This window comes from Leptolinea tardivitalis, assembly GCF_001050275.1.
Taxonomy (GTDB): Bacteria; Chloroflexota; Anaerolineae; order Anaerolineales; family Anaerolineaceae; genus Leptolinea; species Leptolinea tardivitalis.
The window spans coordinates 162,983-176,218 of the sequence record NZ_BBYA01000002.1 but is presented as its reverse complement, the minus strand read 5'-3'; the positions used below and the strand labels follow the sequence as shown (position 1 = coordinate 176,218).

The window sequence follows — 13,236 nt, the reverse complement described above, 5'->3', positions numbered from 1 at the left end:
AACTAAATTTCCTCGCTGTTTTTATCTACAAATTCGCGGGCAAATTCATAAAACTGTTGTACATCCTGAAAATTAGAAACAAGACCCATTGAAATTCTTACTGCGCCATTGCTTTTGTCATCAATGCAACGGCGGAAATCTTGATATTCCATGTTCGGTCGAAGAGCAAAACAAGACGTCAGCTCGCTGGCCGAAATGCCCAGTGCCAATTCTCCCCCACCCGGATTGCAGAAACATCCGGTACGAATGGATATGTTGCGTTGATTGGCACGTGATTCCACAAGTAAATGGTCAATGAAATGACCTTGTTGATCAAAAAAGTTTAAGGCAATGGTTCCCCCACGATTTTCATTTTCAATTGGACCGTAGATTTTTACAACCGGATTTCCGTTACTGTGATGCAATTGATCGAGTTTTTCTAAAAGCCAGGCTGTTAAACATGCCACCCGGGTATGAATTACGTCATATCCAATTTGCTCAATGTGTTTCAATCCAATCTCGACTGCCGGAAGGCTGAGATAATTCAATGTACCGTCTTCGAAACCCTCGGCACCCTTATGCAGATAGTATGTATCTCCCTGCACCGAAGCCACTGTGATGGTTCCACCGGCAAACCAGGGACGATGAAGTTTGGCCATCACTTTCTTGCTGGCAATTAATGCGCCTACTCCAGTTGGATAACCGAAAATTTTGTAAAAAGAGAGACTCACAAAATCAGGATGGACCTTGCTTAAATCCAATGTGTTTGTCGGAACAAATGCCGCCCCATCCAGAAGTACATCCCATCCTTTCGCATGAGCACGTTCAATCCAATCCAGTGAGTGCTGGACCCCTGAAAAGTTCGATTGAGCCGGATAGGCAAACAGATTATTTCCACCGCTCTTTTTAAAATCCAGGTAATTTTCCAGTTTCTCTTCATCTATACGCATCTCAGGTGGAAGTACCGGTGAATAATGGATAACGGCTCCTTTTGCCCGGGCAAATTCCCGTATTCCATTAACTGAGTTGTGATTATCAAAAGTCAAAAGGTAGGTATCTCCAGAGCCAAAGGGATACGACTCACCTACCAGTTTCAGAGCACCGCTGGCATTCTGAGTGAAGATGCAAACATATTCCTCAGGTGAGGCATGAAAGAATTCCAGAACGCTGGCGCGGGCACTCTCCACCAATTGGGTGGCTGCCAGTGAAGTTGGATTGGTGGAATGCGGATTTCCAAACACATTCTCTAACAGCAATCTCATATGTGTTTCAACTTGTTTTTCGCTGTAGAGTCCTCCCCCTGTGTAATCAAGATAAACATGCCCGTGTGTGTCAATTCTGGAATAGTCCTTTTCACGGATAAAATCCAATTTTCCGGTGGTTAAATACTCTGGAAATTTAGAGATAAATTCCGAATCTATGTTTTTCATGGCTTTACTGGTTTCATCAGAATAATTCTGTTTCGGGTTATTTTTAAAGATATTCATAACATCTCCTTTATCTTCATCCAAACCGTAAAAGAAACTCATGAATTATGTATGCAGCATTGTCAAACTGAGTAAATTTTCCGGGGTTATAGCCTGACCAGAATAAGACTTCAGGGCTTCCATCACTCGTTCACGTGATAATAAGATCTCCTGACGTATCAATCGTTCAGCCTGGTTGGCATCGCGCTCCATCAAAGCCCGGCATAGTGCCAGATGATCATCCCGCATTTTTTCGGCGCTGTCGCGGATATCTAACCCCAGGTGAAATACACGGGTCAGTTCATCCATGGTGCGGGCAATTTGTTGTTCAAGCCGATGATTCCGAGACAAGATGGCAATAGATACATGAAATTCCTTGTTTTGTGCCAGAAACCGGGAATAACTGGGATGATCTTTATACGTATAAGAAAAATCTGCCGAATCCAATAAAGTCTGAAATTCCTCGTCAGATCCACGCATTGCCGCCAGTCGAACAGATGAGGTTTCCAGAATACTGCGCATTTCGTAAATCTCCTGAACATCTCTGGCGGTTATCGGACTGACAATATACCCAAGCCGGGGTACGGGTTGAACAAATCCCTCCTGCGTGAGTTGACGCAGTGCCTCTCTGATGGGTGTTAACCCCATTCCATATTTTTCGACAAGATCAATCTGCGCAATAAATTGGCCGGGAGTCAATATGCAGGCAACAATATCATCCTTTATGGACCGATATGCCTGGGATGAAAGCAAATGAGAAGGATTATTTTCGTTCATGATTCTGATATATTACTAATATATTACTAATATATTTAAAAGTCAATTCGCTAAACCAAAGTATAGTATCTTTGTTCTTGTTTATTTGGCCAGGCGTCTGTATAATATAGGTCTAATATTCTATTTTTCCGAGGGATGGAAATGGATGTTTACGAAGCCATTCAAAAAAGAATGACAATCCGCGATTTTGCCGACCGCCCTGTACCAGAAGAAATCATGCAAAAGATCATCTCGGCCGGTTTTCTCGCCCCAACAAACAATCATATGCGCGACTGGCATTTCATTTTTTTGAATGACCGGAACAAACGAGAGGAGTTATTAACCCAAACAATAAAACCGGTTTCCAGGAAAAGTGCCATTAACATAGTGAACCGCTGGCAGATGAAAGACGAATCTCAGCGTGATATGTATATCGATGCCATCCCCAAACAGACTTCCATGCTGCTGACTTGCGGCTGTCTTGTCATTCCCTGTTACCGGCAGGAAATCAATATTTTAAAACCTAAGAGTCTTTCTGACCTGAACGGATTGGCATCCATCTGGCTGGTCATTGAAAATATTCTGCTGGCAGCCGCTGCAGAGGGTATATTTGGGGTGACCCGTATCCCGATGGACAGGGAACGTCAGGCGATTAAAGATTACTGCCATATCCCTTTGGCGTACGATATTCCCTGCTGGCTGGCATTAGGATATCCCAAAGATGGTGCGGTCCGTACCCGGCAGGTGACAATCAATCCATCTGAACGAATTCATCATGACACATGGTAGTATCCGAAAGTAAGAAAAATGGACTATCAAATAGTTGAGCGAAACAACCGTACAATCCTGGAATGCATGCCGGAAGGTGGATTGATTCACTCTGAGCAAGACATTCTCGATTTGATTGGGGAATGCGGTATGAGTGAAAAAACCGGGTTGCTTCTTTTTGCAGGTAACTTACCGCCGGATTTTTTTGATCTGAAAACAGGTCTTGCCGGAAAACTCCTGCTTAAACTATCCACATACCGCGTGCCTGCCGCAGCTGTAATTCCATCAAATCTGATTGGCCATGGCCGGTTTTATGAGATGGTTCTGGAAAACAACCGTCGGAATGATTTTCGGTTTTTTGAGACCCGGGAAGAAGCCATCAAGTGGTTTGACGGATTGGCATAATGTCTTTCTAATCCCGAATACCGTTCCGCTTGTTCAGATACATCCGCTCATCTGCCAGACGAAAAACATCCACAAGGTTTGCCCCGGCTTCTCCTGTGGCAAATCCAATGGAAAGATGCATTTTGGCATCATCCAGGGCATGAATATTGGTTTTGATCCGCCTGACAATCTCTGCAGCAGTTTCTTCGTTGGTTAATGTTAAAAGAATAGCGAATTCATCCCCACCGATCCGAGCAGCCACATCGTCTGTACGGATCGAATCTTGTAGAACCATGGCCATTTTTTGAAGTGCAATATCTCCGGCTGCATGGCCGAATTGATCATTGATCACTTTTAACTTATCCATATCGGATATGATGATGCTTACTGGAAACATCTGGCTAACCTGCAACCGTTCCATTTCCACTTCGAAATAATGGCGGTTATAGAGACCAGTCAACGTGTCAAAATTACTCAACCGGATTAATTCTTTTTCAAGCTGTTTTCGTTCTGTGATTTCTTTGGAAATACAAATAACCAGAGCGACCTTTCCTTCCCGGTCAAAGATCGGTTTGACTGTGGTCAGGTAATACCTGTCTTTATCTGGTCGAGGAACTCGGACTTCGATGGTTTGAATTTCTCCGGTCTCGAAAACAGCTTTTACCACAGCAAACCGCTTATCGGCTTCATCCTGCGGAAAGACATCCCAGATTTTATGATGAATAATCTCCTCAATCTTCCGGCATACACCTTCGGCAAAGGCATAATTGACGTATTGATATTCTCCATCGCGTGAAAAAGAAAAAATCGGATCACTTGATCCATCCAACAAGACTTTGTACTTTTCCTCATTCAAGACCAAAGTGGATAATTGATCAGTCTGTTCCTTCAGTTGTTCTTCCAACTGTTGCACACGCGATTGTAATTCAACCACTTTTTGATACAGTTCATTTTTTGAATACGTATTTATCCGGGATAGATCGGAAGTATCCATTTGACCTCATGAATATTCAGGATGTACTGATAACGGTATAACAGTATCTCTTCCCTGGTTCATGGAGTTCTATAATGTCAGATAGAGTATCTTAATCATATACAAAAACGATCTTTGATCCAAATGGAATCAGATAAAATAATTGCATGAGAGATGAGAATCCGACTGTTTACTCCACATCCACCGGACGGATATGTCCAAAATGCGGAAAACCGGTTGATCAATGCGTCTGCCGTAAAATCTCAGCCAGACCCAAAGGGGATGGCATTATCCGGATATTCCGTGATTCCAAATCCCGCAAAGGGAAAACTGTCACCCTGATTACAGGCGTTCCTCTGGACGGACAGGCATTGCATGATCTGCATAGCGACCTCAAACGATTATGTGGTTCCGGTGGCTCCATCAAAGACGGCAATCTTGAAATACAGGGAGATCATCGAGATACTGTTTTCAACGAGTTGAAAAAACGCGGCTTTCAGGTAAAGCTGGCCGGAGGCTGAAGTTTTCAATTTATCAGGAGGCTGTTCCAGATAGTGTTCTGGAACAACCTCCTGTAATTTTCACGGGCGGTTTTATAGAGAAAGATCTGATACCTGCTCAACGTCAGTTTAGCTTTGGCATTTTCATTGATCTTTACAATTATTCGAATTAATTCATATCAAGTTCAGGCAAGATTTCGAAAAATCATCTGATCATCTTCATGTACGAGATAAATTATTGAAAGTTGCATGTGACCGAACGGTGTAATATGGCAGGAATCAAAAATGGACTTCTCCAGGCTTTTACAAAATTCCTGACATTGATCAGTATTTTGGGAAGTGTTGCATACATCTCCTCTGGTTTTACTACCCAGGTTCAAGGTGCCGATTTTACGGCATACGATTTAATCGCCGGGGTGAATACCATCCGCCAGAAACAAGGACTTCCGCCCGTCAATATTAACGCAACCATCATGGCGGTCGCCCAGGCACATTCAGAGTATCAGGCTTCCATGCATCAATCCAGCCATGCCGGCGCTTCAGGAGAAATCGTCACTTCCCGAGTGGCGGCCTCAGGCTATGGTAATGGTCAGCCTATTGTTGCGGGTGAAAATGTTGCCAGCCTGAGTCTGGGAACGAAAGGTATGCTGCCAATCATCTTGAATGAAATCTGGGCAGATCCAGTCCATCGTGGAGCCATGATCAATCCGAAATATCAGGATGCCGGGGTGGGCATCGCCAGCGATGACAAAATGGTCTATATCACTCTAAATCTGGCTGGAGTAACCAAAGATTCATCTCAAACACTCAATTTAATGGTGAATAATGCCACAGCCGAAACACAGCCAGGGAATTCATCTATCGGAACCCCGGTCATCTTACCTCTGGTGACATCCACTCCAATGTCAGATGGATCTGTCTATCATGTCGTTGGATACGGGCAGACTCTGGGGACCATTGCCCGCATCTATGGAATGGATATAAAAGATCTGGTCCGGATCAACAATATCGATGCCAACACTATTTTTGCCGGTCAGCGATTGTTTATTAAAAAAGTTGATACGCCCATTGTTGCCCCTATGACTGCAACAGTACCTGTATCTGTATCAGAAACCAACATTCCTTCTGCCACACAAGTGCCGCCCTCCAACACTCCCATTCCAGCATCCACCCCCAAACCATCATCCATCAACACCCGCGAAACAGGAATTCTCATCATATTTGCCTTATTCATTGTTATTCTGGTTGTTTTTCTTTTTTCAAATATGCACAAATATACTGAAAGCGGTGATGAATAAACCTGCACAGTGGATGCAAGTCCCCGTATAATTCATTCCAGATCGTCCTGCACTTTATTCTCCACAAAAACAGGAACTTCATGGCGAAAAAACTCATTCTCGTAGCAGGAAATATTGGATCGGGCAAGACGTCATTGACGGAACGGATCGGTGAAAAACTCGGTTGGCGAACAGCCTATGAATCAGTAGCCGATAACCCTTACCTGCCAAATTTTTATGCAGATATGCGCACCTGGGCATTTCACCTGCAAATCTACTTCCTGGGTCACCGCGCCCGCCAGCATATGGATTTATGGAATGATGAACGTTCTGCCATTGTAGACCGAAGCATCTATGAAGATGCTTTCATCTTCGCCCGGGCGTTAAACAAGATGGGCAACCTCACAGACCTTGATTATCAATCCTACCTATCAGTATTTGATCTGGTGATCCATGGTTTGCCGGCCCCTTCTCTACTTGTTTACCTGAAATGTCCGGTGGACGTTTTGATGGATCGGATTCACAATCGGGCTCGTGATATGGAAAGCACCATCACTGCCGATTATCTGAGTCTGCTTGATAGCTTTTATAATGATTGGCTGAAATCTTTTGATCTGTGCCCCGTTCTCACCATCCGCACTGATGATCTGGATTTTGTGCATAAGCCCGAACATATGAATCAGGTGATAACCACCATCCAGAATAAACTGGCAGGAAAAGAAGAAATAACATTTACAAACTCATAAAAATCTTCAAAAGACGCCTGACAGGCGTCTTTTTTTGCAACTATTAGGAACCTTCTCCGTATACTTTTATAGAGAAAATTATAGGAGTATTCGTTGATCACAGCAGAGAATACCTGGTTGGAGCAAGCTCTCCAGGGAAACATGGATGCATTTACGCAATTGGTTGAAACGTACCAAAGACCAGTATTCAACCTATGCTATCGCATGCTGGGTGATGCCCAGGAAGCGGAGGATGCGGCTCAAGAAACATTCTGGCGTGCTTATCAGAATATGAAGAAATATGACACGTCCCGTTCATTTGCTACATGGCTGCTTTCAATTGCGGCTCATTATTGTATCGACCAGCAGCGCAAGCGCAAATTACCCATGGTAGATATCGATATCCTTCCTGAAGAAGATGCTCCAGATCCATCTCCTAATCCGGAGAGAGTGATAAGTAAACAAATGGAAAACAAAGTTTTACACAGACTGCTGGATAAATTGCAACCGCAAGATCGTGCAGCCATTGTATTAAGGTATTGGTATGAAATGACTGAAGAAGAAATTGCCAGCACATTACAACTCTCCACTAGTGCCGTGAAGAGTCGGTTATTTCGCGCACGCAGGCAGTTGGCCGAAGAATATCAATCTTCTGCCCCTGCTGAACTTGAAAGGAGCCTACATGGAACACCAGCCCTTTGAAAACTGGATTCTTTCAGGAGATCCATTGACACCATCTCAGCTGACAGAACTGGATAATCATCTGTCCATATGCCCGCATTGCAAATCTATTCAAGAAGGATTATCCGGTGTGGAAGACCTGATCAGATCATCCACATTCGAATCTCCTTCTCCCGGTTTTTCCCGAAGGTTCGCTGTATTGGCTGCTCAACGCGAAGAGGAAGCCCGGCGTCTTCAATCGTACTTTTTTCTCGGTTGGACACTCGTGATTACTGTTATTGTATCAATTGGTTACCTCGGAACCTTATTCCTTACGCAATCCCCGAATGAGGTAATCTCGGGATTGATGAGTTCTACCATTCAGGCTGCTTTTCAACTGGACAATATGCTCCAGATGGTGAAAACCTGGATGCATTACATTCCGCTTCCGATCACCCTGGCCATTGTGGCCGGTTCTGCCAGTCTGGTTGTATTGCTGACGAGTGGATGGATCATATCTGTATGGAAAGTCTCCACACAAGGAGTAAAAACAAATGAATAAAAAACTACGGTTAATGTTTGGAATCGCCTTCGTTGTCCTGTTGTTCGCCCTGTTTACATCAGGGTGTGCCAGTTCTTCCAATGATGGTGATAAGTTTATTATGGGTGGAACATACCGTCTGTCAAAAGGCGAGACGATTAATGGTAATTTGTCCATTTTTGGAGGGGCTGTAAGTCTAGATGAAGGATCAACTGTCAACGGCGATGTGACAGTTATTGGGGGAAGTGTTATTGCAGCCGGAACGATCAATGGTGGAATCAATGGTCTGGGCGGGTCCATCACACTGGATGATACCGCAGTCGTTCAGGGCGATGTATCTACTGTTGCCGCAAGTGTGAACAAATCAGATTCAGCCGTCATTCAAGGCAAATTTATTACACAATCAGAAAGTGGCGTTGAGATTCCGGATGTTCCGAAAGTGGCTGTACCCGCCATTGTTAAACCCTTCAGTGATGCTATGGGAAGCCTCCTGCGGTCTCTTGTAATCGCACTTCTGGCAGTACTGGTGATGCTCTTTGCACCCCGCCAGACCAATAATGTGACCAAAGCTATCGAAGATAGTCCGGTTGCGGGTGGTGCCATTGGCCTCTTGACGTGGATACTCTTCCCCTTTGTAATCATCATTCTGGCAATCACGTTGATCCTGATCCCGTTGAGTCTTATCGCTATTGTTATTTTTGGTCTTGGCGTAATTCTAGGTTGGATCGCTGTAGGTCAGCTTTTAGGTGATCGCATCGCAAGTCTGTTCAAGAGTACTTGGGCTCCGGCTGTAAGCGCAGGTGTAGGTACATTTTTCTTATCCATTCTTTCCTCCCTTTTGGGAGCTATCCCCTGTGTGGGCTGGGTGATTCCAGTGATTATTGCACTGGTGGCAACAGGTGGTGTTGTGATGTCCGCTTTTGGTACCCGCAATATTCAAAAACCCGGAGGCAGACCAACTATTCAGGTTGAAGTTCCCCCCGCCTCACCTATCCCGCCCGCCAATCCATTTCAGTCGCAATATGTGGCGTCTGCATCCCCTCAAAAATCAGTCGATGTTGTTGACTCCACCTTTGTTTCAGAAACGAATACTGCAAGTGAAGTCCCTCCAGCCGAAGATTCCGTGAAACCAGAGAAAAAAGTAAAATCCCGATCTCAGAAATCTGGAGAAGAAAATCAATCTGAGAAAAAAATTGACTGATATTTTTTACAGGAAAAATAGAATGAAAAAGAAGATCCTGATAATCCTTTCAATATTACTAATGACCTCTATGGCCTGCAACTTCTCGGTGCAATGGCCCAAAGTGAAAACCGGCCCGGAAGTTGTGACAAAAATATCAGAAGCCTATCCGTCAACGACAGATACCCCCAGGCTTGCGATTAAAATGGGTGCCGGAAAATTAAACATCAATGAAGGCTCAGAGAAATTTGTTGAAGGTGAAATTCGTACCAACGTGTCGATCTGGAAACCGGAAATCTCCCGTTCTGATGATGAAGTAACAATCTCTCAGGGTGACAAAACAGATTCAGTAACCATTCCATCCGGAGATCTCATTAACAACTGGGATTTGAAGGTCGGCAAACAGAAACCCATCAACCTGGATATAAACGCCGGTGCCTATACCAGCAATATCACATTCGGTGATATCCAGGTTCAGGAATTAACCATCGATGACGGTGCATCTCAATCAAAGGTCGTTTTTAATCAGCCGAATAAAACCACTCTGGAAGATTTCCGGTATCACACCGGGGCATCCCAGGTCAGTTTACTCAACCTTGGAAATGCAAATTTCAAGAATCTCTTTTTTGAAAGCGGCGCCGGTTCGTATACACTGGACTTTAATGGCGATATGAAACAGGATGCCCGAGTCGAAATAAAAAGCGGCTTGAGCAATATGAAGATTATCATTCCATCCGACCGGGCTGCCACAATCACCCTTTCTGGAGGCGTAAGCAATGTTTCCCTGAAAGGAACATGGACAGTGGATTCCAATAAATACAGGACACAAAAGTCATCTGGCCCTGAATTGAAGATTGAAATCGACATGGGCGTTGGCAATCTGGAATTAATCAGCGAGAATGGGAATTCTCTCTGATAGCAGGTTTCGCATCATTAAAATAAGAAGAAGGACGGATTCAAATTCCGTTCTTCTTCTTTTATTTCTCAAATTAGTTTTTCAACATCTTTTCTAATTGAGGATTTTTCTGCTCAAATGATATCGCCGAAAAAATAATTCATACAGTCAGCTTGATTAAGTATTGAACTACCGGTATCATTATACCTATGAGCAATGATAATTTCACCCCCACACATAACAGTCCACCGATGTTGATACATGTAAGCGGATCACACCGTGAAATGGGTCGTCAAATTGGTGAACAAACTTCCTCGCAGGTCAAACACAGTCTGGAGGATGCCCGAAACCTGCTGGCTTCCACCTATGAATCTCTTCAGTTAACCTGGGAAGGCGCCGAAATTCAGGCGCGAAAATATCTACCGTTCGCCCAGGAACGTTATCCAAAAGTCGTTGAAGAATTGCAGGGCATAGCTGAAGGGGCCGATGTTCCCTTTTCCGATCTTGTGGTCTTGAATGCTATGGAAGCTGTGACAACGGATGCCCTTCATTTAACCAAATGCACCAGCATCGGTGTCAATGAGCAGCGAACGGCCAATGGACATATCTTAATCGGTCATAATGAAGACTGGGTTCCTGAAGATGAACCAGATGTGTTTATCATTCATGGTACACCAGATGACGAACCAACATTCCTGGCCATGACATATGGCGGCTTGCTGCCCAATATCGGTTTTAATGCGGCCGGTATAGCTCAGTGCTGTGATTCCGTATATCCATCTGATTGCCGAATTGGCATTCCCCGTGTAGTGCTTTCAAGAGCCGTACTTTCAGCCCGAACTCCTGCGGAAGCCATCCGACATATGCTGGCCCCACTCCGCGCCGCCGGTTACAATCATTTGCTGGCACACGACAGCGGTGAAATGTATAACGTGGAAGTCTCTGCGCGGCATTTTGCCCTGCTCTATTCAGAAAGCGGAGCAATTGCCCATACCAATCACTATCTTGATCCTTTAATGCAGCAGGTGGAAGACGAACCTGATGAACTCGTTTGCACACGGGTCCGATATTTCCGTGCCCGCCGTTTATTGGAACAGACAAATCAACATACAGCTCAAACTCTCCAGGCAATCCTGCGGGACCATGTAAACTATCCCGATTCGATCTGCAACCACGCAGTGAATGATACCGATCCTCTCGATCGAGAAAAAACCATCACCAGCCTTGTTATGGATCTAACTGCCAGACAGATGCACGTTGCCTGGGGTAATCCATGTGCCAATAAATATCATACCTTCCAGATGGATGAATGATCTTGTGTCGAGTTAACCGGCTCTTTCTTCTTTGAGCATCAAACCAAGAATTCCACCCAGCAAAGCTATCAGAGCGGTGAAATAGAAAACCGGTTGATATCCCCACACATCGGCGATCTTGCCGGTGAACATGGTGCCAATGGCTCCAGCAGAGAATATAAAACCAAGTATCAAACCCGATGCCAGACCCATTCCTCCCGGGATGACCTTTTGCGCCTGTACCACAATTACACTAAAGGAACCGCCTGTCAATCCACCGGCGATGAACATCAGCGGATAAAGCCAATAACTTAATCCAGTAAAGGCAATCAGTAAAAGTGGAATAGTGGATGACAACAGGCTCCAGGTAATCACTGTTTTCCGGCTTGTCCGGTCTGCCAGTTCACCGCCAACCATGCAGCCTATTGCTGAACCGGCTGTGAACAGACCGATGATAACGCCATAGACAGATGGTGTCAGTTGCATATCAGCCAGGTATCGCGGCATATACGCCGTGATATTTGATTGTGACCAGGACTGAAAAGCAGATATTCCAATCATTAACAGGAGTGATTTTGAGATCACCAGTTTTGGAGACGTGGATTTCACCGGCTTTTCAACTGGTTTTGGTTTATTCATCGGTTTTATCAGTGATTTAAGCTCACTGGCAGCAAAAAGACCAATGGGGATTGTAAAAATTGATAGGATTAAGAATCCCGGCATGCCTAGATTACTTAATAATGGGCCGCCTATCATCGGACCAATGCCAAATCCCATTTGGCCAAACAGGAAAAAGAGGGATGAAGCGGTGGCTTCACGGCCTTGCATACGCTCTCGGCCAGCCAGTGTGGCTTCTGTGGCGCCAGCCGGGTGAAATGCCCCTGAACAGATACTCGCGAGAACCAGCAATATCACCGCCGGCCAGCCCGGAAAGAACATGGCCAATGAGAAAAACACCCCCATCAACAGGATCCCACCGGCGGCCACCCAACGGGCTCCCACCCTGTCAGACACATATCCAAAAATTGGCTGTGCCAATGCACTGGAAACCACATAGATTGTTGTGATGATCCCCAGACCGTAGTTGCTTAATCCCAGAAAGAGACTGAGATATGTAAGGACGATTGTGCGTTGGCCATTTAGGACATCAACGATAAAGTGCCCCATAACCAGCGAATTTAAAATGCGGTCCTGGAAAACGCCGGGTTTCGGTTGCAATGTTTCGGTTTCCACAGATTTCACCTGTACAGGTTCTGAGCACAGATCAGTTGATAGACCTCGGGAGGCAGAAAAAAACGAAAAGGCCGCCCTTCACGAATTCGTTGGCGAATATCCGCAGCCGATATCTCAATCTGAGGTGCTTGAAAGATAGTTGTTTTTGTTTTGATTCCCGGACACAACTTTTCGAGAATTTCGAGATCAGGTTGCGAACCAGGCCTTCGGTAAACACCCAATCCTGAAAGTTCTTGAACAAACTGATTCGGATCATGCCATGCGGGCAAGTCGCGAAGAGAATCCCCGCCCATTAAATAAACGAAATCAGTTCCAGGGTATTCGCGTTTTAATATTTTGACTGTATCGACAGCATAATAAGGCGGTTCACGAAGAATATCCACCTGAGAAAGCTCAAATTCCGGTACATTTTGGAGGGCGGCGAGGACCAATTCGCGTCTCTGTTGAACCGAAGAAATGGTCCGTTCATCTTTCAAGGGAGATTGAGGTGTCAAAATCCAGAAGATGCGGTCTAGTGATAGTGAATGAAATGCTTCTGCAGCCAGAATCATATGACCAAGATGCGGCGGATCAAACGTACCCCCAAATAGTCCAATCCTCGTCATGG

At 44.9% G+C, this 13,236-nt stretch carries 15 protein-coding genes; 10 read left to right on the top strand and 5 right to left on the bottom strand.

Translation table 11 applies throughout. The annotated features are described in order from the left end of the window. Nucleotides 1-2: 2 nt before the first annotated feature. A complete protein-coding gene (locus tag LTAR_RS02190; protein WP_201775926.1) occupies nt 3-1,466 on the bottom strand; it encodes an aminotransferase class V-fold PLP-dependent enzyme in 1,464 nt (487 codons plus the stop codon). A 45-nt stretch (nt 1,467-1,511) separates the two neighbouring features. Next, complete coding sequence (locus LTAR_RS02185; RefSeq protein WP_062420522.1) at nt 1,512-2,222, bottom strand: GntR family transcriptional regulator; 711 nt, start codon at nt 2,220-2,222, stop codon at nt 1,512-1,514. 141 nt (nt 2,223-2,363) lie between these two features. On the opposite strand from LTAR_RS02185, the gene LTAR_RS02180 reads away from it, so the two are divergent. Continuing rightward, nucleotides 2,364-2,990, top strand: a complete 627-nt coding sequence (locus LTAR_RS02180; protein ID WP_062420521.1) for a nitroreductase family protein — start codon at nt 2,364-2,366, stop codon at nt 2,988-2,990. Between the two features lie 18 nt (nt 2,991-3,008). Then, nucleotides 3,009-3,374 carry a DUF4180 domain-containing protein gene (locus LTAR_RS02175; RefSeq protein ID WP_081419756.1) on the top strand — a complete coding sequence of 122 codons (366 nt, stop codon included), beginning with the start codon at nt 3,009-3,011 and terminating at the stop codon, nt 3,372-3,374. A gap of 7 nt (nt 3,375-3,381) precedes the next feature. Here the strand turns inward: LTAR_RS02175 and LTAR_RS02170 are convergent, their stop codons facing one another. Further along, complete coding sequence (locus tag LTAR_RS02170; RefSeq protein WP_062420519.1) at nt 3,382-4,347, bottom strand: sensor domain-containing diguanylate cyclase; 966 nt, start codon at nt 4,345-4,347, stop codon at nt 3,382-3,384. Nucleotides 4,348-4,493: 146 nt separating this feature from the next. Here LTAR_RS02170 and LTAR_RS02165 point away from each other — a divergent pair, with 146 nt between their 5' ends. The 8 genes from LTAR_RS02165 to LTAR_RS02130 all read left to right on the top strand — a co-directional run bounded on the left by LTAR_RS02165 (nt 4,494) and on the right by LTAR_RS02130 (nt 11,417). Then, nucleotides 4,494-4,847 carry a translation initiation factor Sui1 gene (locus LTAR_RS02165; RefSeq protein WP_062420518.1) on the top strand — a complete coding sequence of 118 codons (354 nt, stop codon included), beginning with the start codon at nt 4,494-4,496 and terminating at the stop codon, nt 4,845-4,847. A gap of 248 nt (nt 4,848-5,095) precedes the next feature. Beyond that, nucleotides 5,096-6,124: a CAP domain-containing protein gene (locus tag LTAR_RS02160; protein WP_062420517.1), complete on the top strand. Its 1,029-nt coding sequence runs from the start codon at nt 5,096-5,098 to the stop codon at nt 6,122-6,124. Between the two features lie 80 nt (nt 6,125-6,204). After that, nucleotides 6,205-6,849 (top strand): deoxynucleoside kinase, encoded by a 645-nt coding sequence (locus LTAR_RS02155; protein ID WP_062420516.1) that lies wholly within the window; start codon nt 6,205-6,207, stop codon nt 6,847-6,849. A 93-nt stretch (nt 6,850-6,942) separates the two neighbouring features. Then, entirely contained in the window at nt 6,943-7,530 is a 588-nt protein-coding gene (locus LTAR_RS02150; protein ID WP_062420515.1) for an RNA polymerase sigma factor, read from the top strand. Next, nucleotides 7,511-8,050 carry a hypothetical protein gene (locus LTAR_RS02145; RefSeq protein ID WP_062420514.1) on the top strand — a complete coding sequence of 180 codons (540 nt, stop codon included), beginning with the start codon at nt 7,511-7,513 and terminating at the stop codon, nt 8,048-8,050. Before LTAR_RS02150 ends, LTAR_RS02145 begins: the two co-directional genes overlap by 20 nt. Continuing rightward, the gene (locus tag LTAR_RS02140) at nt 8,043-9,230 is read left to right on the top strand and encodes a DUF8173 domain-containing protein (protein WP_062420513.1); all 1,188 of its coding nucleotides are present in this window, start codon (nt 8,043-8,045) and stop codon (nt 9,228-9,230) included. Before LTAR_RS02145 ends, LTAR_RS02140 begins: the two co-directional genes overlap by 8 nt. Before the next feature lie 22 nt (nt 9,231-9,252). Then, on the top strand, nt 9,253-10,125 hold the full coding sequence (locus LTAR_RS02135) for a toast rack family protein (RefSeq protein WP_062420512.1): 873 nt from the start codon (nt 9,253-9,255) through the stop codon (nt 10,123-10,125). A 188-nt stretch (nt 10,126-10,313) separates the two neighbouring features. Next, a complete protein-coding gene (locus LTAR_RS02130) occupies nt 10,314-11,417 on the top strand; it encodes a C45 family autoproteolytic acyltransferase/hydrolase (protein WP_062531959.1) in 1,104 nt (367 codons plus the stop codon). A 12-nt stretch (nt 11,418-11,429) separates the two neighbouring features. Here LTAR_RS02130 and LTAR_RS02125 read toward each other — a convergent pair whose 3' ends face one another. Together LTAR_RS02125 and nadD are read right to left on the bottom strand one after the other, a co-directional pair. Beyond that, on the bottom strand, nt 11,430-12,629 hold the full coding sequence (locus LTAR_RS02125; RefSeq protein WP_062420510.1) for an MFS transporter: 1,200 nt from the start codon (nt 12,627-12,629) through the stop codon (nt 11,430-11,432). Between the two features lie 5 nt (nt 12,630-12,634). Beyond that, the gene (nadD, locus tag LTAR_RS02120; protein ID WP_062420509.1) at nt 12,635-13,234 is read right to left on the bottom strand and encodes a nicotinate-nucleotide adenylyltransferase; all 600 of its coding nucleotides are present in this window, start codon (nt 13,232-13,234) and stop codon (nt 12,635-12,637) included. Between the last annotated feature and the right edge of the window lie 2 nt (nt 13,235-13,236).